Below are 22,130 nucleotides of genomic sequence, written 5' to 3' on the forward strand. Positions count from 1 at the left end.
GCCCCGGGAATCTTTGCGGTCTCATGAATGCTTGTGCACATGATGAGCGGACTCGTGGTGTGCCTGGCGGTGCTCGCCGCGGCGAGCGGATACGGACTGCTGCACCGGCGGCGGAGCGGGAGGGTGAGGGTGCGCGGACGCGACGGCGGAAAACGTCTCGGCGCGGCGGAGTTGGGGGAGAGGCTCGGTGAACGGGCCACGCTCGTCCAGTTCTCCAGCGCCTTCTGTGCCCCCTGCCGGGCCACCCGGAGGGTGCTCACCGAGGTCGCCGGGCTGGTGCCCGGCGTGTCCCATGTCGAGATCGACGCCGAGGACCACCTCGACCTCGTCCGCGAACTGGACATCCTCAAGACGCCGACCGTGCTCGTACTGGACGCCGAAGGACGGATCGTGCGCCGCGCGACCGGCCAGCCGCGCAAGGCGGATGTGATCGCGGCGCTCGGTGAGGCCGTGTGACCCGGCGGACCGCCGTGACCCGGCCGCCCCGGACCGACTCCCTCCACCTGTGAGGCGACGGTGAGACAGCTCCCAAAGGCCCGACCGCACTTGACTGCACGGGCCAGCTATCGTCAGCCTGACCGTATGCCCCCGGAACTCCTTCTCTTCGAGCGTGTCCACGTGGACCTGGCCCGCACCGCCAGTGCGTGCTGTCCGGTCCGTTGAGCACCCGCGGACCCTCTCCCGCCCCCGGCGCCGTCCGAGCGGGGGACACCCACGACACCTCTCGCAGTGAGGACAACTCCATGACGGCCACGCCCGGCCTCGGCACCTACCAGCTCGCCTCGCCCGAACTGCTGCGCTCCGTCTTCCGGCGGCACGCCGCCGGTGTCGCCGTGATCACGGCCCAGGGCGACGGGGGGCCGGTCGGTTTCACCGCCACCTCGCTCACGTCGGTCTCGGCGGAACCCCCGATCGTCTCCTTCGGCGTCGGCTCCGGCGCGTCGAGCTGGCCCGCGATCTCCGAGTCCGACCACGTCGGCGTGCACATACTCGGCGAGCACCAGCGGGAGTTGGCCGCCACCTTCGCCAGGAGCGGCGCGGACCGCTTCGGCGCGCCCACCCGGTGGCGCGCGGGACCCGAACGCGTTCCCGTCCTCGACGACGTGCTGGCCTGGCTCGTGTGCCGGATCGTCGCTCGGGTCCCGGCCGGGGACCACCGCATCGTGCTGGCCGAGGTCGTCCTCGGTGACCCCTCGGGCGCCGGGCGCCCGCTCCTGTACCACGAGGGCGGCTTCAACGGCCTGCGCGACTGACCCGGCCGTTTTCGAACCTACTCGTCGGTTACACAGCGTTGCCAAGGTCACAGTGCAAAGCGCTTGCTCAGTGGGCAGGAACTGGATGTACTGGCGAGTAATATTTCGTTCGGAGCGCGGGCCGCCCCGACCGGGATCGGCCGCTTCAGGCGCCTATGCTGCCTGAAAGAAGGCAGCCCAGAAATGACGATGCAGTAGGAGAGCCGGCGTGAGCTTGAGGATCGTTGTCACTGTGAAGTACGTGCCCGACGCCACTGGCGACCGGCACTTCGCCGATGACCTGACCGTCGACCGTGACGATGTGGACGGTCTGCTCTCGGAGCTCGACGAGTACGCGGTGGAGCAGGCGCTCCAGATCGCGGCCGAGGCGGACGACGCGGAGGTCACGGTGCTGACCGTGGGTCCCGAGGACGCGAAGGACGCGCTGCGCAAGGCGCTGTCGATGGGCGCGGACAAGGCGATCCACGTCGAGGACGACGATCTGCACGGCACCGACGCCATCGGCACCTCGCTGGTGCTCGCCAAGGCCATCGAGAAGGCCGGCTACGACCTGGTCATCTCCGGCATGGCGTCCACCGACGGCACCGCCGGCATCGTCCCGGCGCTGCTCGCGGAGCGTCTGGGTGTCCCGCAGGTCACGCTGCTGTCCGAGGTGTCCGTCGCGGACGGTGTCGTCAAGGGCCGCCGGGACGGCGACACCGCCTCCGAGCAGCTGGAGGCCGCGCTGCCGGCCGTCGTGTCGGTGACCGACCAGTCCGGCGAGGCGCGCTACCCCTCCTTCAAGGGCATCATGGCCGCGAAGAAGAAGCCGGTGGAGTCCTGGGACCTGGAGGACCTGGAGATCGAGGCGGACGAGGTCGGTCTCGAGGGCTCCTGGACCAAGGTCGATTCCGCCGCGGAGCGTCCGGCGCGCACCGCCGGCACGATCGTCAAGGACGAGGGCGAGGGCGGCAAGCAGCTCGCCGAGTTCCTCGCGGGCCAGAAGTTCATCTGAGGCCCGTTCGAGGCTCGCTGAACCCCGACACGCCGACCGTCCCTCATCTTTGTTAGCAGGAGAGAAGAAGTCCCATGGCTGAAGTTCTCGTCTACGTCGACCACGTGGACGGCGCCGTCCGCAAGCCCACCCTGGAGCTGCTGACGCTGGCCCGCCGTATCGGCGAGCCCGTCGCCGTCGCCCTCGGCCCCGGTGCCGGGGACACCGCCGCGGTGCTCGCCGAGCACGGTGCGGTGAAGGTCCTCACCCACGATGCCGCCGAGTACGCCGACTACCTGGTCGTGCCGAAGGTGGACGCGCTGCAGGCCGCGTACGAGGCCGTGTCCCCGTCCGCCGTGCTCGTCCCGTCCTCCGCCGAGGGCAAGGAGATCGCGGCCCGCCTCGCGGTCCGTATCGGCTCCGGCATCATCACCGACGCGGTCGACCTGGAGGCCGGCGCGGAGGGCCCGGTCGCGACGCAGTCCGCGTTCGCCGCCTCCTTCACCACCAAGTCCCGTGTCTCCAAGGGCACCCCGGTCATCACGGTCAAGCCCAACAGCGCCGCCGTGGAGGCCGCCCCGGCCGCCGGCGCGGTCGAGGCCCTCACCGTGTCCTTCTCGGAGAAGGCAACCGGCACCAAGGTCACCGCGCGTACCCCGCGCGAGGCGACCGGCCGCCCCGAGCTGACCGAGGCCGCGATCGTGGTCTCCGGCGGCCGTGGTGTCAACGGTGCCGAGAACTTCTCGGTCATCGAGAACCTCGCCGACTCCCTCGGCGCGGCCGTGGGCGCCTCGCGTGCCGCGGTGGACGCCGGCTGGTACCCGCACTCCAACCAGGTCGGCCAGACCGGCAAGTCCGTCTCCCCGCAGCTGTACATCGCCTCCGGCATCTCCGGCGCCATCCAGCACCGCGCCGGCATGCAGACGTCGAAGACCATCGTCGCGATCAACAAGGACGCCGAGGCCCCGATCTTCGACCTCGTCGACTACGGCGTCGTCGGCGACCTCTTCGAAGTCGTCCCCCAGCTCACCGACGAGATCAAGACCCGCAAGGGCTGACCGAGTCCGGCCGTACGAGGCCCCCGTGACCGCCCGCGCGGTCACGGGGGCCTCGTTCATCCCAGGCGCAGTGTCGCCCGCACGGGCAGGTGGTCGCTCGGGTACCGCCCGTCCAGGGAGAAGGTGTCGACCTCCGTCCGGTCCGCGCGCACGCCGGGCGTGGCGAGGATCCAGTCGATGCGGTCGCCGCCCGGCCGCAGTGGTCCGTAGCCGTGGAAGGTGCCGTACGGGGCGCCGCGCTCGGTGGCGGTGTCCCAGGTGTCGACAAGACCGGCGTCCAGCAGCGCGTCGTAGACCGGGTTCTTGTGGGCGGCGCTGTTGAAGTCGCCGGTCACCACGAGCGGCAGGGCGCGGTCGAGACCGGCGATCCGCTGCCCGATCAGCGCCGCGGCACGCACGCGTGCGTACTGGCTCCCGCTGTCCAGATGGGTGTTGAGGACGTAGAACTCCCGCCCGCCGGCGTGCAGATCACGGAAGCGGACCCAGGTGACCATGCGGATGTGGGAACCGCCCCAGGTGTTCGAAGCGATCACTTCGGGTGTGTCGGAGAGCCAGAAGTGGTCGTATGCGGCCGGGGCGAGGCGTTCGGTGTCGTAGAAGACCGCCGCGAACTCGTCACGGCTGCCTCCCGCGCGGCCGGTGCCGATCCAGTCGTAACGCCGTCCGAGATCGGACGCGATGTCGCGCAACTGCGGGAAGAGGCCTTCCTGGGTGCCGATGACGTCCGGAGCCGCCCGGCGCAGCAGCTCGCGCATCACCGGACGGCGCGTGGCCCAGCTGTGCGGCTCGGCGGTGCTCGCGAAGCGCAGATTGAATGTCATGACGCCCAGTCGCGGGCCGCCACCGCCACCACCGCGGCCGGCGGACGCGGACGCCGACCCGAGCAGGGGCACGGTCAGCGCGGCGGCCACCGCGGTCCGCAGGCCCAGGCGCCGGGTCACCCGGCGGATGTTCGACATGTGATCCCCTCCCCGCACGGCCAGCATGAGGGGTGCGGGCGGTGCGCGGAAGAAGGCACGGGGCAGGAGAGAAGGCGACGGACCAGGGTGCGGACAGGTGTTGACCACGAGAAGCGCCATGGATAACTTCGCTCTACGGATTGTTGATTCCGTGAAGCGGAAAACAGGAGGGTGTGGGATGGGCAAGGGCCAGCAGGAGAACGTGGCGACAAGCCTCGCGGGCGCCGTCAGCGAGGAGATCAGCGCCTCTCTCGCCCCGGTCGACGCCGAACTGGAGCGCCGCTACCCCGGAGACCCCGGCACTCGGCAGCCCGTCCACACCGTGTACGTCCCCGCGGACGCGTTCGCCGCCGACACCGTCCGCTCCTGGGGCGACCGGGCGCTCGCGGCCCTCGACGAGCACGCCCCCGACGCCGCCTCCTTCGCCGCGGTCCTCGGCCTCGCCGACGACCTCGCCGGGCCCGTCTACGACCGGGTACGGGCCAAACTGGAGCGGGAGCCCATCGAGGACCTGCGTGTCGACTTCGAGGACGGCTACGGCCGGCGTCCGGACGCCGAGGAGGACGAGGCGGCGGCTCGCGCGGCCCGGCTGATCGCACAGGCGTACGCCGACGGTACGGCGGCTCCGTACATGGGCATCCGCGTGAAGTGCATGGAGGCATCGGTCCGCCGACGGGGGATCCGTACGCTCGACGTCTTCCTCACCGGTCTGATGGACGCGGGCGGCCTGCCCGACGGGCTGGTCCTCACCCTCCCCAAGGTGACGTACGCGGAGCAGGTCACGGCGATGGTGCGGCTGCTGGAGGAGTTCGAGAAGGCGCGCGGTCTCACGCCCGGGCGGATCGGCTTCGAGATCCAGATCGAGACGAGCCAGTCGATCCTGGCGACCGACGGCACCGCGACCGTCGCCCGGCTGATCCAGGCCGCCGAGGGCCGCGCCACGGGCCTGCACTACGGCACCTTCGACTACAGCGCCTGCCTCGGCGTCAGCGCCGCCCACCAGGCCAGTGACCACCCGGCCGCCGACCACGCCAAGGCGATCATGCAGGTCGCCGCCGCCGGCACCGGCGTACGCGTCTCGGACGGCTCCACCAACGTGCTGCCGGTCGGCCCGACGGCGAAGGTGCACGACGCCTGGCGACTGCACTACGGCCTCACCCGTCGCGCCCTGGCCCGCGCCTACTACCAGGGCTGGGACATGCACCCCGGCCACATCCCGACCCGTTACGCGGCCGTGTTCGCCTTCTATCGCGAGGGCTACGAGCAGGCCGCCGGACGCCTGGCCCGCTATGTCAACCGCACCGACGGCGACGTCATGGACGAACCCGCCACCGCCAAGGCGCTCAGCGGCTACCTTCTGCGCGGTCTGGACTGCGGCGCCCTGGACATCGCGGAGGTGGCCCGGCTGGCGGGTCTGACGCGGGCGGACCTGGAGGGTTTCGCCGCGCCGAGGCGCGGAGACCTGACCGCTTCGGCGAAGTAGAGCGTCCCGAGGGCTGCGCGGGCTCGCGGGCTGCGCGGGCTACGAGGGCTGCGCGGGCTCGGGGAACGGGGGGAACGCGGGGAACCGTCGACGAGCCGTCCCGCGGCCGGCGCCGAGGGCGGCCCGACCCGTCGGCGTGTACCTCATCGGTCCCGGACGCGGTGGTGAGCCTCACCTCGGCGAAACACCCGGCCGTCCGCGTCGACCGCCACGGTGTCCCGCACGACGGCCAGGCGTGCCCCGCGCCTCCCGGTGAGCGGCCGCCGAAAGGGCACAACTCGCCCGCCACGCCCGGCGCGTGGACGGGCGACACCGACACCTGCCCAGCCCGGCTCACCCGGCCCGAACGCCGACCACGGCGTTCCCGACGCGTGCCCGCACCACGTTGACCGTGCCGCCCACCCCGTACCGGGCCGTCCTGAACCGGAGTTGGGCGGACCGGTACGGGACCCCGGCCGCGACGACCGGCACGCGACGCTCGTACATCCGGCGCGTCAGCGGCAACAGCCGCTCACCGTCGAGGAGTCGGTACCCCTCGGGTCACGCACCCGGGTGACCCGGCGGGTACGCGAGAGGTGTCGCGGCGGGACCGAGCGCTTCGAGGACGCGCGGGTCCGGACGGCCACGACTCAGGCCGAGGGCGGCAGTTCACCCGAGCCGCGGGTGATCAGACGGGTCGGCAGCTCGATGCGTTCCGGGGTGAGGAGGGTGCCGTCGAGCTGGCGGAAGAGTCGGTCGGCGGCGGTGCGGCCGAGGGCGGCGGCGTCCTGGGCGACGACGGTGACACCCGGCTGGAGGAGGTCCGCGAGCTCGATGTCGTCGAAGCCGACCAGGGCGACGGGACGTCCGTGCTCGGCGAGGACCCGGACCACGGTGACCGTCACACGGTTGTTGCCCGCGAAGATCGCGGTGACCGGGGAGTCGCCCGAGAGCATCTCCTCCGCGGCGTCACGGACCCGCTCCGGGTCCGTGACGCCCAGGGACATCCAGGCGGGCTCGACCGCTATGCCCGCGTCCTCCATGGCCGCGCGATAGCCGCGCAGCCGCTCGGCGGCGGTGTGGATGCGGGGCATGTCACCGATGAAGCCGATCCGGCGGTGACCGTGGTCGATCAGATGGGTCACGCCGTCCCGGGCCCCGCCGAAACTGTCCGAGAGGACCACGTCGGCGTCGATCTGTCCCGCCGGGCGGTCCACGAACACCGTGGCCACGCCCGCCTTGATCTCGGGTTCGAGGTAGCGGTGGTCGTCCCCGGCGGGAATGACGACCAGGCCGTCCACCCGGCGCGCGCACAGGGCGAGGACCAGCTCCTGCTCACGCTCCGGGTCCTCGGCGCTGGAGCCGTTGATGAGCAGCGCGCCGTGGGCACGGGCCACCTCCTCCACCGCGCGGCTGAGCGGACCGTAGAACGGGTCCGCGAGGTCCTCCAGGACGAGGCCGATGCTCGCGGTGCGGCCCTTGCGGAGCACCCGCGCGCTGTCGTTGCGCCGGAAGCCCAGCGCGTCGATGGCCTCCTGGACCCGGCGCTCGGTGTCCGGGGTCACGCCCGGCTCGCCGTTGACCACGCGTGAGACCGTCTTGAGACCCACGCCGGCACGCGCCGCCACGTCCTTCATGGTCGGGCGGTTGCCGTAACGGTTCTCGGATCGGCGGGCGGTCTCTGCCACGATGTGCTGTCCTGTCCTGTCGTCCACGGGGATGCGGCCATTCCTGTCGTCCCCGGTGATGCGACGGTCCATGGGGATGTATGAGGATGTGGCGTCGAGCATAGAGCCTGGACAACGTTGTCAGATGCGGGAGACACTGTTCACCGCATTCTCCGGCCTGCGCTCCCCATCGCGAGACCGGTCTGCCCTGTTTCGCAAGGTTCACCAGGAGAACTGACACTGATGCACACCGACCTCGTGGCCGCGCTCGACATCGGCGGCACCAAGATCGCCGGAGCGCTCGTGGACGGCCGCGGCGGGATCCTGCTGCGCGCGCAGCGCGCGACGCCCGCGCAGGAGGACGGCGACACCGTCATGGGGGCCGTGGAGGCCGTGGTCGGTGAGCTCACTCTCTCCCCGCTGTGGAGCAGGGCCGCGGCCGTCGGCATCGGCAGCGCGGGCCCGGTGGACGCCTCGGCGGGCACCGTGAGCCCCGTGAACGTACCGGGCTGGCGTGACTACCCGCTGGTCGAGCGGGTCCGCAAGGCCACGGGGGGTCTGCCCGTCGAGCTGATCGGCGACGGCGTCGCCATCACCGCGGCCGAGCACTGGCAGGGCGCCGCCCGCGGTCACGACAACGCGCTGTGCATGGTGGTGTCGACGGGCGTCGGCGGCGGCCTCGTCCTGAACGGACAGCTGCACGCGGGCCCCACCGGCAACGCGGGCCACATCGGGCACATCAGCGTGGACCTCGACGGCGACCTCTGCCCGTGCGGCTCCCGGGGCTGCGTGGAGCGCATCGCGAGCGGTCCGAACATCGCCCGGCGCGCCCTGGAGGGCGGCTGGCGGCCGGGACCCGACGGCGACACCTCGGCCGCCGCGGTGGCCGACTCCGCCCGCGCGGGCGATCCGGTGGCGGTGGCCTCCTTCGAGCGGGCGGCCAGGGCGCTCGCGGCGGGCATCGCGGCCACCGCGACCCTCGTCGAGATCGACATCGCCGTCATCGGCGGCGGTGTGGGCAAGGCGGGAGACGTGCTCCTCGACCCGCTGCGCAGGGCGTTGGGCGACTACGCGACGCTGTCCTTCGTGCGGCGGCTGACCGTGGCGCCCGCGCTGATGGGCACGGACGCCGGTCTGGTCGGCGCGGCGGCGGCCGCGCTCCGCAAGCAGCAGCCGAACCAGACGGCCGCGCCGGTCGGCGGCTGAGGGCTGCGGGCCGGGTGACCGGTCGGGGCGATCGGAACCGGGTGACCGGTCGGGGCCCGTGGCAACGCGGCATCCGGGCAGTCGGTTCTCCGGCCGGTGGGTCGGCCGATCAGCTTGTCGGTTCGGTGTGTCGGTCGTCACGTCGTGCACGCGGTCGCGAGGCCGGTGAGCGGCTCACCCCTCCGGGAGAGCCGCTCACCCACTCGGCCGACCGCGGGTGGCCGACCGGCCCTCCCGTCGTCCCGGTCGGGCCGCTCAGCGGGTCGTCGGGCGGCTCAGCAGGTCAGTTGCGCGTCGGCCCAGTCGGCGTGGTCCGAGTCGATCCCGTCGCCGCCGTCGGTGACGACCAGGCGGACCACCTGGGCGCCGCTCACGTCGGCCGAGAGCGGCTGCGCGGGCATCGTGTTGGTGAGCACCCCGGTCGAGGCGACCTCGGTGCCGTCCGCCCAGATCTCGAAGGCGACGCTGCCCTTGTCGCCCTTCTCGTCGTCGACTCCGACGTCCGCGGTCACGGTCTCGCACTCCTTGCCGGTGTAGTACTCGACGGCGCTCGCGGCGTGCACACCGAGACCCTTGGCATGGACGACGCCGCCGACGGTGATCGGATGACCGTCGCCCGCGGCGCTCTCGCCGTTGCTGGTGTTGCGTTCGACGGGTCCGTACCCGTTGGCCGCCGACATCCATGGCAGGTCGGCGAGGGAGGAGCTGCCGGAGGGAGGAGGCACGACCACGGAGGCCGTCACGGGCAGCACGGTCTCGACGCGCGCACCGCGCGGGGAGCGGTACGTCGCCCGCAGCGTCAGGTCGTACGATCCGGTGGCGGTGCCCGCGGGCACGGTGAGCCGCCACTTCGTGCGCAGCGAACGGCCCGTCGGCACCGCCGGCGCGGTGGTCCGTGACGCCGCCCTGATCGTCCAGTCCGCGGGTCCGCTGAGCGTCACGGCGGCGTGTCGCGCCGTCGTGCGGCCGAGGTCGGTGACCGTCGTCGTCAGGGTCGCCGGCCTGCCCGCTTCCACCAACGGGGCACCGTCCAGGCCGAGTTCGACGGCGGGTGGCTGTTCGGCCCAACCGTGTCCGGCCGAGACGCGGACGAGTACCGTCCCGTGCGCGGGGACGGTCGCGGAGATGCCGCCCGCGGTGTTGTAGCTCCGGTGCTGCCACAGGTCGCGCAGCGTGTAGGCGGGTGCGGCCGGCAGTCCCACGGCCGCCGCCGTGGTGGCGATGCGCTGTGCGCTGCCGGTCTCGTTGAACAGCGCCACCGCCCGGCTGCCGTCCTTCATCTCCTTGGCGACCACCCAGCGTCCGCCCTCGGAGGAGAGCACGGTGCCCTGTTTGCCGAGCGGGTCCTGGTCGACCGCCACGACGTCCTTGTTGGCGAGGATGTCGAAGGTGGCGGGGGTCGCCTTGCGCAGGTCGGAGCCGATGAGCAGCGGTGCGGCCATGATCGACCACAGCGAGAAGTGCGAGCGGTACTCGGTGTCGGTCATCCCGCCGTTGCCGACCTCCAGCATGTCCGGGTCGTTCCAGTGCCCGGGACCGGCGTACGGGGCGAGGGGCAGGTTCTGCTTGAGGATCGACAGCATCGAGCCCCAGTTGTCGCTGATGTCCCCGGTCGTGCGCCACAGCTGGCCGACGTCCGACGCCCACTCCCAGGGTTTGTTCTCCCCCCACTCGCAGATGCTGTAGACGATGGGGCGCCCGGTTTCCCCGGAGGCGGCCCGCAGCGCGTCCCGCATGGTCGTGTAACGCTGCTTGGCGTCCACGCCCTGGTTGTTGCAGTTGTCGTACTTGAGGTAGTCGACGCCCCAGTCGGCGAACTGCCGGGCGTCGCTGTACTCGTGGCCCAGGGCGCCGGGGAAGCCCGCGCTGTCGCACGTCTTCGTCCCCGCGCTGGTGTAGACGCCGAGCTTGAGCCCCTTGGCGTGCACGTAGTCGGCGACCGCCTTGATCCCGTCGGGGAACCGGGCCGGATCCGCGACCAGCTTTCCGTCCGCGTCCCGGGAGGGCAGGGCCCAGCAGTCGTCCAGGTTGACGTACTCGTACCCGGCGTCCTTGAGGCCCTTCTCGACGAAGAGGTCGGCGATCCCCTTGACCATGGTCTCGTTGAACTCCTCCCGGCAGTGCGTGGAGTTCCAGTTGTTGAAGCCCATCGGCGGGGTGAGAGCGAGACCGTCCGCCGGCGCCGGCGCCGGGGTGGGGGCGGCCGGGTCCGGGGCGGGAGAGGCCAGGGCCGGTGCGGCGAGACCGGTCGTACACAACAGTCCCGCGACGAGCGCTCCGACCAATCTGCTGCGGGTTGTGCGGGTGTGAAGGTGACGCATCGTTACGTTCCTCCGAGCTCGCGAAAGACGAGATGTCTGCATGTCCGCGACAAGCGTGCGCGTTTACGGTAGGACGTGTCGGAGTCTGTTGGAAGGGGAGGGCGAGGACTGTCTGATATCCCGTCAGAACCCTTGACGGCGCCACAGTGTGGCGATGGGATCCGAATCTCGCGTTCGGTTGTGTTGGTTGGCGCCCTGAGGGGGTGTGCGGCGCAGTCGTCGCCGGAGGGCATGGCCGTGCGCGAAGGCACGGCGGGACATCGGAGGTCCTGGTGAAACTCCGTCGGTGCCGGGGACTTGAACCCGACGCGACGGCGCCCTTCGCCGACGTGCGGTCCGGCCCGGCCGACAGAGCGGCGCGAGCACGGTCCCCTGTTGCCCTGTTGCCTTGTTCGCCGCAGCGCCCCGATGCCCGCCGGGTATCGACCTGGGTCGGTGACGCTTCCCGGTCGCCCCTAGACGCCTGCCGGGCGGCGGCCCAGGACGGGCTCGGCCAGGAGTCGCGCCATCGGGCAGAGGGTCTGGCCGTGCCGGGCGAAGAGTTCGTCGCGCGAGTCGAAGTGACCGAGATCCGCCAGGACATAGGCCGAGAGATCGCAGGTGGGACCGGTGGCGGGGCAGGCCGTCGCGCCGTCCCAGTCGATCGCCGTCCTGGACAACGCCTCGAAGAGCGTCTCCGCACCGGTGTTGGTGAAGCCGCCGCCCTGTCCTTCGCTCAACTCGTCCAGGCCGCCGAAGAGTTCCGAGACAGCCAACCAGGGCGCGGCGGAGCGGTCGTCCGACGACGGGCCCGCGAGGTGGAATTCCGGCCACGCCAGCAGAACCTGGTCCGGGACGATCCGGTGCAACCGAGGAAAGCGCGGGTACCAGAACGTCCCGTCCACCAGCAGGCCGCGCACCCGCGTGGCCACCCCGGACGCCCGCGCGACGGCCTCGAGCACGGCCAGCCGCTGGCTGCACGATCCGCGGCCACGGCGAAGCACCTCCGACACGGGCCGCTCGTCCTGCACCGAGTACACGGGCTGCACGTCCGCGACGATCCGGCGGTGGGCCCGACGCAGGACCTCCGTCCGATGGGCGGGACCCGAGACGCCCACCGAGGCCGCCGGTGCGTCGGTGCGCCGGAGCAACGAGGTGACCTGAGGATGCCGCCAGTCGAGGATCCGTGTCGGGGCCGTGCTCCCCGCCACGGTTCCGCCGCCGGTCGTGCCGGTGCGGGTACGGCCTCGGGGCGTGAGAAGCGAGCTCGTCATGACCGTGGTCCTCTCGTCCGGCACCCTCCGGGTGACGAGAAGTATCGTGACAGAGGATTTGAACACGTTCAACTGTGGTGCGTGCACGGTTGTCCTGCGCTGCCCTGCGCTCAACTGGGGGCGCCCCACGCGACGCACCGCACCGCACCGCACGGCACGGCACGGCACCGTGCCGTGGTGGGCTGCGGTGTGCTGTGCGCGATGTGCTCGCTAGCAGGGCTCGTCGAACTTCACCGCTGTGAGCTCCACGGGTTGGCCGCGGAGTGCGGCGCCGGCGGCCGGAGACTGGGTGCACACCTTCCAGTTGCTCTCGACCAGGATCCAACGGTGCGAGCCGGACGCGTCCTTGACCGTGAACGACGTGCCGGAGTCGAGTGCCGCCCGCGCCGCCTTCACCGACTTCCCCGTGAAGTCCGGAAGCTTCCCGCCCGCCGTGGACGGGGCCGGCACATCCTTCGCCGGGCAGGTCTCGGCGAGCTTCACCGCGCCGAAGTCCAGTGTCGTGTCGGTGCCGGCCGTCGTGCCGGCCCTCATGTTCTGTGTGCAGACCTTCCAGTCCCGGTCGAGGATCTGGTGGCGGTCCCGGCCGAGCGAGTCGTGCGACTTCAGCGAGCGGAAGCCCTGCTTCTGCGCCTTGTCCTGAGCGGACTGAAGGCCCATACCGACGAAGTCGGGCACCGTTCTCCGCTCGGCCGCGGTCGGCCTGCCGTCCTTCGGCGTCGAGGCCGTGGTGGTCGGGGCCGAAGTGCCGGTCGCTTTGCCGTCGTCGGTCGGCTGACAGGCGACGACACCGCCGACGCCGACCGTGAGCAGGATGGCACTGATGATCCGGGTGCGCACGTATTCCCCCAAGTGGTGCTGGTGCAGACGGAATACACTGAACAGCATCGAAACGGCACACGGCGAGTTGCCGGGCCGACCGTCATCGACCCGTGACGGACGGGCGGTTCCGGGTGCCAGGCGAGGCCGTGGCGCCTCACTCGCAGCCCACCCCGTCCCCGTCACGGTCGAGATGGCGGCCGTAGCCGGGGTCCCCGACGTGCACGGGAGCGGCACCCGCCGCACGCGCGGCGGTGCAGTTCTCGTAGTACTCGGCGCTTCCGCCGCCGCTTCCACCGCTGTCGTCGCTGTCGTCGCTGCCGTCGCCCGCGGCGGCCGGCCGCGCGGTGACCGTCGCACGTACGGTCCTCGTCGCCCGTACGGTCACGGTGGCGGAGGGTGTCGCGGTGACCGTCTCGGTCGCCGTCTCCGTGGCGGTCGCGGTGGCGGTGACGGCGGGTGTCGGCCGGGTCCGGGCCGCGGCCGACTCGGTGGAGTCCCCACCGCTGTCGCCGATACCGACCCCGACGAGAAGGGCCACTGCGAGGGCGGGCACGACGTAGCGTTTGCGCGCCCAGCCCGGCGCGGTGCGGACGTCGGCGGCCGGGGGCGCACCGGTGGGGCCCGGGTTGTACGGATTGGTCATGTCGTCCCCCCTGGGATGTTTCGAGTGGGATGACGGTAGGGGCGTGAATGTGCCCAGAAGGGGCGAGCGGGCTCTGCGTGACCGAGTCGTGACTTGTCGTCACCGGGCCGTGACCCGTCGCCGGTTTCGGAGTTGAACCGGGCATGAAGAAGCGCAGCATGCTGGCCATCGCCTCCCTCGCCACCGGGTTCGTCGTCGCGGCGATCACCCCGTCCCACGCCCTCGACAGCAGCGCCCTCGGCGACCTGCACGTCGACGACACGCTCAGCTCCGTCGATCACACGCTCAGCAGCGACAGCCTGGACACGGACGACTCCACGCCGGACCGGAACGGCTGAGCCGAGCAGCCCGCGCGCGGCGCCGGTGCCCCCGCGGCGGGTGACGGCGCCGCGCTGTTCGGCTCCCTCATCAGGGGCTGGTTTCCGTGGCAGGGTGGAGCGGGCAAGCCACAGGGGGCCAACAGAAGAGGGGGAACCGTGATCGTCTGGATCAACGGTGCGTTCGGTGCGGGGAAGACAGCCACCGCACGGGAACTGATCGACCTGATCCCGAACAGCACGCTCTTCGACCCCGAGGTCATCGGTGGCGGACTCACGAAACTGCTGCCGCCCAAACACCTCGCCGAGGTCGGCGACTTCCAGGACCTGCCGATCTGGCGGCGCCTGGTGGTCGACACCGCGGCCGCCATGCTCGCGGAGCTCGGCGGCGTCCTCGTGGTCCCCATGACCCTACTGCGTCAGGAGTACCGCGACGAGATCTTCGGCGGCCTCGCCTCGCGCCGGATCGAGGTGCGCCATGTCCTCCTCGCTCCGGCGGAAACGATCCTGCGCGAGCGCATCGCCGACCGGGAGATACCCGAGGACCTGCCGGACGGCGAGATACGGATGCGCCAGTGGTGCTACGACCACATCGAGCCCTACCGCACGGCGCTCGCCTCCTGGCTCACCACCGACGCCCACCTCGTCGACACCAGCGCACTGACCCCGTACGACACCGCACTGCGCATCGCCGAGGCGGTCCGCACCGGTGGTGTGCCCGCCTGTGACATCGTGCAGACCCCCGAACCCACCTCCGAGACCCTCGCCGCGGGCGTACTCCTCTTCGACGAGCAGGACCGGGTGCTGCTCGTCGACCCGACGTACAAGGCCGGCTGGGAGTTTCCCGGCGGTGTCGTCGAGTCCGGCGAGGCCCCCGCCCGTGCGGGCATGCGTGAGGTCGCCGAGGAGACCGGCATACAACTCGACGACGTACCCGGCCTGCTCGTCGTGGACTGGGAACCGCCCGCGCCGCCCGGTTACGGCGGTCTGCGCCTCCTCTACGACGGCGGCCTGCTCGGCTCCGACGAAGCCCACCGACTGCTGCTGCCAGGACCGGAGTTGCGTGCCTGGCGTTTCGTCACCGAACAGGAGGCGGCCGACCTGTTGCCCCCCGTGCGCTACGAGCGGCTGCGGTGGGCGCTCAGAGCGCGGGAGCGTGGCGCCGCGCTCTATCTGGAGGCCGGCGTCCCGGTCGGCTGAGCCACTCGATTCCGGTGCACCACCAGCGAGTTGACGGCAAATCAGTCAGAGGTACGGGCTCCCGCCGCCGCGTGCGGCGGACATGCCCGCGACCCTCGCATCGCGCACGGCGCCGCAACTTCGCCCGGCGTGCGGTGGAGGGCCGCGCCTCGTCGTGAGGCGCGGCCCTCTCCCGGGAGTGCTCAGCTCGCCGCGTACTTCTGCAGGAACAGCGCCTCCGCGACCGACAGACGCTCCAACTCGTCCGGCGAGACACTCTCGTTCACCGCGTGGATCTGTGCCTCCGGCTCGCTCAGCCCGATGAGGAGGATCTCCGCCCGCGGGTAGAGCGACGCCAGCGTGTTGCACAGCGGGATGGAACCGCCCTGGCCCGCCGACTGCATCTCCTCACCCGGGTACGCGACCGCCATCGCCTCCGCCATCGCCGTGTACGCGGGGCTGGTGGTGTCGGCGCGGAAGGGCTGGCCCTGCCCGATCCGCTCGGTGCTCACCCGCGCGCCCCACGGCGTGTGCGCCTCGAGGTGGGCCTGCAGCAGCTTGGTCGCCTCGACCGCGTCCGTGCCCGGCGGCACCCGGAGGCTGACCAGCGCACGGGCGCCCGCCTGCACGGACGGAGTGGCGCCGACGACGGGCGGGCAGTCGATGCCGAGGACCGTGACGGCCGGACGGGCCCAGATGCGGTCGGCGACCGAACCGGAGCCGATCAGCTCGACCCCGTCGAGCACCTTGGCGTCCTGGCGGAACGCCTCCTCGTCGTACTGCAGCCCCTCCCACCGCGCGTCACCGGTCAGTCCGTCGACCGTCGTCGAACCGTCCTTCGCGCGCAGCGAGTCCAGCACCCGGATCAGCGCCCCGAGCGCGTCCGGTGCCGCGCCGCCGAACTGCCCCGAGTGCAGGTTGCCTTCCAGGGTGTCGATCCGGACACGTACGAGGGTCATTCCCCGCAGTGTCGAGGTGACCGTGGGCAGACCGAGCCGGAAGTTGCCGACGTCACCGATGACGATGGTGTCCGCGGTCAGCAGGTCCGGGTGCTCCTCGGCGTAGCGCTCGAGACCACCCGTGCCCTGTTCCTCCGAACCCTCGACGATGACCTTGACGCTCACCGGGACGCCACCGTTCGCCTTCAGGGCGCGCAGCGCGAGGAGATGCATGACCAGGCCGCCCTTGCAGTCGGCGGTCCCGCGCCCGTACCAACGGCCGTCCCGCTCCGTCAGCTCGAACGGCGGGGTGGTCCAGGCCGCCTCGTCCAGCGGCGGCTGCACGTCGTAGTGCGCGTACAGCAGAACCGTCCGCGCGCCCTCGGGGCCGGGCAGGAACCCGTACACCGACTGCGTCCCGTCCGGGGTGTCGAGCAGCGCCACGTCCTGGAAGCCCTCGGCACGCAGGGCGTCGGCGATCCAGTTGGCCGCGCCCTCGCTCTCGACGCGCGGATACTGGTCGAAGTCCGCCACCGATTTGAAGGCCACCAGTTCGGTGAGCTCCGCCTTTGCCGCGGGCATCAGCGAGGCGACGGTCTCGGCGACCGGATTCGACGACATGGGCACGCTCCTTGTGGGTGCGACGTTGTACTTCTGTGTACGGGTGACCGGGTGGTGCGCACGCGCGCACTGGTGTGCAGGGCGCATACGCTGCCGATCCTCCCACAGTGGCCTGCGGCGACGCCCCCGTAGGATGCGGGAGACAGGTGCGGCAGACGGCTGGACTGGGAGCAGTAGACCATCGTGAGCAGCGAGAACACTTCGGCGGACGACGGACAGACGGTGTGGGACGTCGTCGTGGTCGGCGCGGGGCCGGCGGGCGCCTCCGCCGCCTATGCGGCAGCGGTCGCGGGACGCAGTGTCCTGTTGCTGGAGAAGGCGGACCTGCCGCGCTACAAAACGTGCGGCGGCGGAATCATCGGCCCCTCGCGCGACGCGCTGCCACCCGGCTTCGAGCTGCCGCTGAGAGACCGGGTGCACGCGGTCACGTTCTCGCTGGACGGCAAGTTCACCCGCACCCGGCGCTCCAAGCAGATGCTGTTCGGGCTGATCAACCGGCCCGAGTTCGACCAGCAGCTCGTCGAGCACGCGCAGAAGGCGGGCGCCGAGCTGCGTACGGGCGTCACGGTCTCGCGGGTCGAGCAGCACGGATCGGCCGTACCGGACCGGCGCACCGTCGCCGTCGTGCTGCAGGGCGGCGAGACGGTGCTGGCGCGGGCGGTGGTCGGCGCGGACGGCAGCGCCAGCCGCATAGGGGCGCACGTCGGGGTGAAGGTCGACCAGGTCGACCTCGGCCTAGAGGCGGAGATCCCGGTGCCGGAGACCGTCGCCGAGGACTGGCAGGGTCGGGTCCTGATCGACTGGGGTCCCATGCCGGGCAGTTACGGCTGGGTGTTCCCCAAGGGAGACACCCTCACCGTCGGCGTGATCTCCGCCCGCGGTGAAGGCGCCGCCACCAAGCGGTACTTGGAGGACTTCATCGCCCGGCTCGGGCTCGCCGGCTTCGAGCCGAGCATCTCCTCGGGACACCTGACGCGCTGCCGTGCCGACGACTCGCCGCTGTCGCGCGGGCGGGTGCTGGTGTGCGGGGACGCGGCGGGTCTCCTGGAACCGTGGACGCGCGAAGGCATCTCCTTCGCGCTGCGCTCCGGCCGGCTGGCGGGGGAGTGGGCGGTACGGATCGCCGAGGCGCACGACGCGGTGGACGCCCGCCGCCAGGCGCTCAACTACGCCTTCGCCATCAAGGCCGGGCTCGGCGTCGAGATGAGCGTCGGCAAGCGCATGCTCACGGCGTTCGAGCGGCGGCCGGGCACGCTGCACGCGGTCCTGACCGGCTTCCGGCCCGCCTGGAACGCGTTCGCCCGGATCACGCGCGGCTCCACCACGCTGGGTGAACTCGTGCGCTCGCACCCGCTGGCCGGGCGTGCCCTCACCGCACTCGACAAGTGAGCCGGCCCGGCGGTCCAGGCGCGTCGCGGCTCGACTGATCCGGGTGCGGACGGCTCCCGCGCGACGGCCTCGTGACGGACGGCGGGCGTCGGATCGATGATCCGCGGGCGTCGGCCGGCCGGGCCGGGCGCGTGGGGCCGGCGGCCCCGGGTTCGGCAGCCGGGGGTTCGGCAGCCGGGGGTTCGCGCCGAGCCCTCCGCGGGCGACGCGGAGGCCGGCCGATTCCCGGGCAGCGGCGGTCAGTTCCCCGGCCGGCAGCGGTCAGTTCCCGACCACGACTCGGAAGACGGGGTGGTCGGGGGCGATGCGGCGCAGCTCCTCGTCGGAGGAGTCGGGACCGACCCCCTTGAAGAAGACGCCGACCTCGGCCTTCCAGCGCTTGAGGTAGGCGCGCAGCAGCGGGACCTTGTCGTCGTCGGTGACCTCGGTCGCCGTGAAGACGTCGACCTGCTTGCCGAGGCGCAGCTCGCCACCGCCCGCGGCCCGCATGTTGTGCGTCCACTGGACGTGGCCACGCGCCGCGACCAGGTAGTGCCGCCCGTCCACGGTGAGCAGGTTGACCGGAGTGGTACGCCACTCGCCGCTCTTGCGGCCGCGGACGGCCAGGACCCGGGATCCCCAGACACTGAGGCCGCGACGGGTCATCCAGGCCACGGCGCGGTTGAAGACGTTGACCGTGAACCAGCCGGGCTTCTGGACATGCGTGGACATGATGACCCCTATCGAATGAGAGAGCGCCGCTCGCTTTTGTGAGCACTGCTCTCGCTTGAGAGCAGTCTGCACGAGAGCGGTGATCCAAAGCAAGAGCAGTGCTCTCGTTTGTGTGCAGTGCTCTGGAAACGTGGCAGACTGCCTCCCATGACGACCGCACGAGGAGTACGCGCCCGAGCCAGGATCGAGGTCACCGCGGCCATCAAGGAAGAGGCACGCAGACAGCTCGCCGCCGAAGGGGCCGCCAAGCTCTCGCTGCGCGCCGTCGCCCGCGAGCTCGGTATGGCCTCCTCCGCGCTCTACCGCTATTTCCCCAGCCGCGACGACCTGTTGACCGCGCTCATCATCGACGCCTACGACTCGCTCGGCGAGAGCGCGGAGGCGGCGCACGCCGAGGCCGCGGCGGGCGGCCCGCGCGAACGCTGGGTCGCGGTCTGTGTCGCGGCGCGCGCCTGGGCCTTGCAACACCCGCACGAGTACGCGCTCATCTACGGTTCGCCCGTGCCCGGATACACCGCGCCGCAGACCACCGTCCCGGCCGCGTCCCGTGTGGGGCTGCTCCTGATCGGGATCGTCCGCGACGCCCACCGGGGCAAGGGCGTGGCCCGCACCCCGCTGCCCGCCGGTCTGCGGGCGGAGGCGCGGCGGCTGGCCGCCGATCTCGCCCCCGACCTCCCGCCCGAGGCCGTCGTGGCACTCGTGGCCGCCTGGGCGCAGCTCTACGGCCTGATCGGCTTCGAGGTCTTCGGGCAGTTCAACAGGGTCGTCGAGGACCGGGAGGAGTTCTTCCGGCACGCGGCGGACCAGCTCGCCCACGGCGTGGGACTGGTGTACCCGGAGTCCGCGGGGGCGGCGGGCGGAGACGGCGGCCGGGCCGGCTCCTGAGGGAGTACCCGGGGCGACGGACCGGAGCCGCGGGGGGAGCCCGGTGGTGGCGGGTGGCGGAGCCGCGGGGGAAGCCGGGTGGTGGCGGGTGGTGGCGTGGGGTGCGGCCCGGTGGTGTGCGGCCGGCGGCGCTACTCCGTCGGGAGTACGTGTGATCACCTCGTCCGGCTGACGCCGTCGGCGGACCGTGGCGTCTAGCGTGGCCGTCATGGAAGAGCAGCGAACCCCCAGGTCTCCGGCGTGGGGCGGTGGACCGCCGTGGTGGCGGCACGGGCCCCCGGGGCGGAGCCGGGCGCCCGGGTGGACCGGTGGGGATCCGGGGAACGCCGAGGGGCGTGCCGGCCGCCTGCCCTGGCGTTCCACCCTGCTGCTCACCGTCCTCGTGCTGGTCGGCTCGCAGTTCGCCGCGCATGCCCAGGAGGGGGACCGCACGGCGCTCGACCCCTTCGCCCGTGCGCTGTTGCTCGTGGGGTGCGGTCTGCTGCTGTGGCGGCAGCGTCGTCCGGTGCTCGTCGCCTTCGGCACGGCAGCGGTGGCCCTGGTCTACCTGGGCGCCGGATACCCGTACGGGCCCGTCTTCGTCACGGCCGCCGTCGGCTGCTTCGGCGCGGTCGTGGCGGGACACCGCCGAGCCGCCTGGGCGGCCATCGGCATGCTCTGGCTCGGCCATCTGCTCATGGCGCACTGGCTCTATCACTGGCTGCCGCCGACGGGGGACCGGGCGGTCTCCTGGACCCGGGAGATCGGCGTCGCCACCTGGGGCGTGGCGATCGTGGCCGTCTCGGAACTGGTCCGCGTCCGTCGAGAGCAGTGGGCCCGCGACCGCGCCGAGCGCGCGCAGGCCGCAGCGCGGCGCGCCGACGAGGAGCGGCTGCGGATCGCCCGCGAACTGCACGACGTGCTGGCGCACAGCATCTCGGTGATCAACGTCCAGGCGGGCGTCGGCCTCGCGCTCCTCGACTCCGACCCGGAACAGGCGCGTTCGGCGCTCACCACCATCAAGGAGGCGAGCAAGGAGGCGCTCGGCGAGGTCCGGCAGGTACTCGCCACCCTGCGTGCGCCCGGTGACGCGCCGCGGGCTCCGGCGCCCGGACTCGACCGGCTTCCCGAGCTCGTCGAGCAGGCGGCGGCCGCGGGCCTGACCGTCGAGGTCCGGGGCACGCCCCCGAAGCTGCCGCCGGGCATCGACCTCGCCGCGTTCCGGATCGTCCAGGAGGCCCTCACCAACGTCGTACGGCACTCGGGATCGCGGCACGCGCGTGTGCGGGTCGAGTCGTCGGGGGACGCGCTGCGGCTGCGCATCGACGACGACGGACCCGGGACCGGCGCCGACGCGGGCGGCAGCGGGCACGGGCTGGCCGGCATGCGGGAGCGGGCCGCCGCTCTCGGTGGCACGATCGAGGCGGGCCCGCGCGCCGACGGCGGATTCCGGGTACTGGCCGTACTTCCCCTTCAGATCAAGGAGGACCGGTGATCCGCGTACTGCTCGCCGACGACCAGTCACTGGTCAGGGCAGGCTTCAAGGCGCTGCTCGACGCACAGGCGGACCTGGAGGTGGCCGGTGAGGCGGCCGACGGCGACGAGGCGCTGCGCGAGGTACGCGCACTGCGGCCCGACGTCGTTCTGATGGACATCCGCATGCCGGTGCTGGACGGGCTGGCCGCGACCCGTCGCATCACCGACGACCCGGACCTGAAGGACGTCAAGGTGGTCATGCTCACCACCTTCGAGCTGGACGAGTACGTCTTCGAGGCGATCCGCTCCGGTGCCTCCGGTTTCCTCGTCAAGGACACCGAGCCGGACGAACTCCTGCGCGCGGTACGGGCGGTGGTCGAGGGCGACGCGCTGTTGTCGCCGGGGGTGACGCGGCGGCTCATCTCCGAGTTCGCGGCCCGGTCGAAGGAGCCGGCGGCGGCTGGTCTCCTCGTCCAACTCACGGAACGGGAGCGGGAGGTGATGGCGCTGGTCGGTATCGGTCTGTCCAACGACGAGATCGCGAGGCGACTTGTCGTCAGCCCACTCACCGCCAAGACCCATGTCAGCCGGACCATGGTGAAGCTCGGAGCCCGCGATCGGGCCCAACTGGTCGTGATGGCCTACGAGTCGGGATTGGTCCGGCCGGGGTGGCTGGGCTGAGCGCCGGCCGCGCGGCCGAAACGGATCAGCACCGTGACGACACGTACGGCGAAGAGCGCCACGGCCAGCATTACCCCCGAGGTGATCAGTATCTTCTCGACCGCGAGGGGGAGATGGAACAGCAGCGCGGGGCCGGACACCGCCCCCAGCGCGAGCGCCGCCGCGAACGCCGCGCTGAACAACGCGTAACCGATCTCCACGGTGATCGCGTCCCGCTGGTCCTGCGTACGTGTCGGTCTCATCCGGCAAGTGTCCGTGCGGCGCGCCCGGCGGGCAAGGAATGCCCGGCCGGGCGCGCCGAGTTGGGAACGAAACGGGATGGATCGGGGCGGTCCGT

23 protein-coding genes are annotated in these 22,130 nt (G+C 71.9%); 13 read left to right on the forward strand and 10 right to left on the reverse strand.

Going from position 1 to position 22,130, the window contains the following annotated elements:
* Nucleotides 1–42: 42 nt before the first annotated feature.
* From OG199_RS36935 to OG199_RS36955, 5 genes are all read left to right on the forward strand, one after another.
* Nucleotides 43–456, forward strand: a complete 414-nt coding sequence (locus OG199_RS36935) for a TlpA family protein disulfide reductase (RefSeq protein WP_405834786.1) — start codon at nucleotides 43–45, stop codon at nucleotides 454–456.
* 126 nt (nucleotides 457–582) lie between these two features.
* The gene (locus tag OG199_RS36940) at nucleotides 583–663 is read left to right on the forward strand and encodes a putative leader peptide (RefSeq protein ID WP_351629460.1); all 81 of its coding nucleotides are present in this window, start codon (nucleotides 583–585) and stop codon (nucleotides 661–663) included.
* 80 nt (nucleotides 664–743) lie between these two features.
* The gene (locus OG199_RS36945; RefSeq protein WP_356802714.1) at nucleotides 744–1,253 is read left to right on the forward strand and encodes a flavin reductase family protein; all 510 of its coding nucleotides are present in this window, start codon (nucleotides 744–746) and stop codon (nucleotides 1,251–1,253) included.
* Nucleotides 1,254–1,461: 208 nt separating this feature from the next.
* Nucleotides 1,462–2,247, forward strand: a complete 786-nt coding sequence (locus OG199_RS36950; protein ID WP_405833164.1) for an electron transfer flavoprotein subunit beta/FixA family protein — start codon at nucleotides 1,462–1,464, stop codon at nucleotides 2,245–2,247.
* A 74-nt stretch (nucleotides 2,248–2,321) separates the two neighbouring features.
* Nucleotides 2,322–3,284 carry an electron transfer flavoprotein subunit alpha/FixB family protein gene (locus OG199_RS36955; protein WP_356802710.1) on the forward strand — a complete coding sequence of 321 codons (963 nt, stop codon included), beginning with the start codon at nucleotides 2,322–2,324 and terminating at the stop codon, nucleotides 3,282–3,284.
* A 56-nt stretch (nucleotides 3,285–3,340) separates the two neighbouring features.
* On the opposite strand, the gene OG199_RS36960 is transcribed toward OG199_RS36955, so the two are convergent.
* Complete coding sequence (locus OG199_RS36960) at nucleotides 3,341–4,243, reverse strand: endonuclease/exonuclease/phosphatase family protein (protein ID WP_405833165.1); 903 nt, start codon at nucleotides 4,241–4,243, stop codon at nucleotides 3,341–3,343.
* Between the two features lie 178 nt (nucleotides 4,244–4,421).
* Between OG199_RS36960 and OG199_RS36965 the strand changes: the two genes are divergently transcribed.
* Nucleotides 4,422–5,726 (forward strand): DUF6986 family protein, encoded by a 1,305-nt coding sequence (locus OG199_RS36965; protein ID WP_405833167.1) that lies wholly within the window; start codon nucleotides 4,422–4,424, stop codon nucleotides 5,724–5,726.
* Between the two features lie 333 nt (nucleotides 5,727–6,059).
* Here OG199_RS36965 and OG199_RS36970 read toward each other — a convergent pair whose 3' ends face one another.
* Entirely contained in the window at nucleotides 6,060–6,230 is a 171-nt protein-coding gene (locus tag OG199_RS36970) for a hypothetical protein (RefSeq protein ID WP_405833169.1), read from the reverse strand.
* 125 nt (nucleotides 6,231–6,355) lie between these two features.
* On the reverse strand, nucleotides 6,356–7,420 hold the full coding sequence (locus OG199_RS36975) for a LacI family DNA-binding transcriptional regulator (RefSeq protein WP_356802732.1): 1,065 nt from the start codon (nucleotides 7,418–7,420) through the stop codon (nucleotides 6,356–6,358).
* Between the two features lie 195 nt (nucleotides 7,421–7,615).
* On the opposite strand from OG199_RS36975, the gene OG199_RS36980 reads away from it, so the two are divergent.
* Nucleotides 7,616–8,578, forward strand: coding sequence for an ROK family protein (locus OG199_RS36980; protein WP_356802702.1), 963 nt, complete (start codon nucleotides 7,616–7,618; stop codon nucleotides 8,576–8,578).
* 275 nt (nucleotides 8,579–8,853) lie between these two features.
* Here the strand turns inward: OG199_RS36980 and OG199_RS36985 are convergent, their stop codons facing one another.
* From OG199_RS36985 to OG199_RS37000, 4 genes are all read right to left on the reverse strand, one after another.
* Complete coding sequence (locus tag OG199_RS36985; RefSeq protein WP_405833171.1) at nucleotides 8,854–10,899, reverse strand: NPCBM/NEW2 domain-containing protein; 2,046 nt, start codon at nucleotides 10,897–10,899, stop codon at nucleotides 8,854–8,856.
* Nucleotides 10,900–11,354: 455 nt separating this feature from the next.
* Entirely contained in the window at nucleotides 11,355–12,152 is a 798-nt protein-coding gene (locus OG199_RS36990; protein ID WP_405833173.1) for a transglutaminase domain-containing protein, read from the reverse strand.
* A 210-nt stretch (nucleotides 12,153–12,362) separates the two neighbouring features.
* Nucleotides 12,363–13,040 carry a PASTA domain-containing protein gene (locus OG199_RS36995; RefSeq protein WP_405833175.1) on the reverse strand — a complete coding sequence of 226 codons (678 nt, stop codon included), beginning with the start codon at nucleotides 13,038–13,040 and terminating at the stop codon, nucleotides 12,363–12,365.
* Between the two features lie 88 nt (nucleotides 13,041–13,128).
* Nucleotides 13,129–13,617: an excalibur calcium-binding domain-containing protein gene (locus OG199_RS37000; protein ID WP_401801749.1), complete on the reverse strand. Its 489-nt coding sequence runs from the start codon at nucleotides 13,615–13,617 to the stop codon at nucleotides 13,129–13,131.
* Between the two features lie 143 nt (nucleotides 13,618–13,760).
* Here OG199_RS37000 and OG199_RS37005 point away from each other — a divergent pair, with 143 nt between their 5' ends.
* Both OG199_RS37005 and OG199_RS37010 read left to right on the forward strand, forming a co-directional pair.
* The gene (locus OG199_RS37005) at nucleotides 13,761–13,955 is read left to right on the forward strand and encodes a hypothetical protein (RefSeq protein WP_356802692.1); all 195 of its coding nucleotides are present in this window, start codon (nucleotides 13,761–13,763) and stop codon (nucleotides 13,953–13,955) included.
* A gap of 138 nt (nucleotides 13,956–14,093) precedes the next feature.
* Nucleotides 14,094–15,134 (forward strand): NUDIX domain-containing protein, encoded by a 1,041-nt coding sequence (locus OG199_RS37010; RefSeq protein WP_405833177.1) that lies wholly within the window; start codon nucleotides 14,094–14,096, stop codon nucleotides 15,132–15,134.
* Nucleotides 15,135–15,316: 182 nt separating this feature from the next.
* Here the strand turns inward: OG199_RS37010 and OG199_RS37015 are convergent, their stop codons facing one another.
* Nucleotides 15,317–16,672 carry a dipeptidase gene (locus tag OG199_RS37015; RefSeq protein WP_356802688.1) on the reverse strand — a complete coding sequence of 452 codons (1,356 nt, stop codon included), beginning with the start codon at nucleotides 16,670–16,672 and terminating at the stop codon, nucleotides 15,317–15,319.
* 183 nt (nucleotides 16,673–16,855) lie between these two features.
* On the opposite strand from OG199_RS37015, the gene OG199_RS37020 reads away from it, so the two are divergent.
* The gene (locus OG199_RS37020) at nucleotides 16,856–18,061 is read left to right on the forward strand and encodes a geranylgeranyl reductase family protein (protein ID WP_405833179.1); all 1,206 of its coding nucleotides are present in this window, start codon (nucleotides 16,856–16,858) and stop codon (nucleotides 18,059–18,061) included.
* Between the two features lie 261 nt (nucleotides 18,062–18,322).
* On the opposite strand, the gene OG199_RS37025 is transcribed toward OG199_RS37020, so the two are convergent.
* Nucleotides 18,323–18,772 (reverse strand): nitroreductase family deazaflavin-dependent oxidoreductase, encoded by a 450-nt coding sequence (locus OG199_RS37025; protein WP_356802684.1) that lies wholly within the window; start codon nucleotides 18,770–18,772, stop codon nucleotides 18,323–18,325.
* A 147-nt stretch (nucleotides 18,773–18,919) separates the two neighbouring features.
* On the opposite strand from OG199_RS37025, the gene OG199_RS37030 reads away from it, so the two are divergent.
* The 3 genes from OG199_RS37030 (at nucleotide 18,920) to OG199_RS37040 (ending at nucleotide 21,793) form a co-directional block, all read left to right on the forward strand.
* Nucleotides 18,920–19,657: a TetR/AcrR family transcriptional regulator gene (locus OG199_RS37030; protein WP_356802682.1), complete on the forward strand. Its 738-nt coding sequence runs from the start codon at nucleotides 18,920–18,922 to the stop codon at nucleotides 19,655–19,657.
* 208 nt (nucleotides 19,658–19,865) lie between these two features.
* Nucleotides 19,866–21,131, forward strand: a complete 1,266-nt coding sequence (locus OG199_RS37035; protein WP_405833182.1) for a sensor histidine kinase — start codon at nucleotides 19,866–19,868, stop codon at nucleotides 21,129–21,131.
* Nucleotides 21,128–21,793: a response regulator transcription factor gene (locus OG199_RS37040; RefSeq protein ID WP_266696957.1), complete on the forward strand. Its 666-nt coding sequence runs from the start codon at nucleotides 21,128–21,130 to the stop codon at nucleotides 21,791–21,793. Before OG199_RS37035 ends, OG199_RS37040 begins: the two co-directional genes overlap by 4 nt.
* On the opposite strand, the gene OG199_RS37045 is transcribed toward OG199_RS37040, so the two are convergent.
* Entirely contained in the window at nucleotides 21,754–22,035 is a 282-nt protein-coding gene (locus OG199_RS37045) for a DUF6332 family protein (RefSeq protein ID WP_356802677.1), read from the reverse strand. The two genes, OG199_RS37040 and OG199_RS37045, sit on opposite strands and share 40 nt — an antisense overlap.
* Nucleotides 22,036–22,130: the final 95 nt, after the last annotated feature.

The sequence above is a fragment of the Streptomyces sp. NBC_01176 genome (assembly GCF_045039825.1).
In the GTDB taxonomy this organism is placed as follows: domain Bacteria; phylum Actinomycetota; class Actinomycetes; order Streptomycetales; family Streptomycetaceae; genus Streptomyces.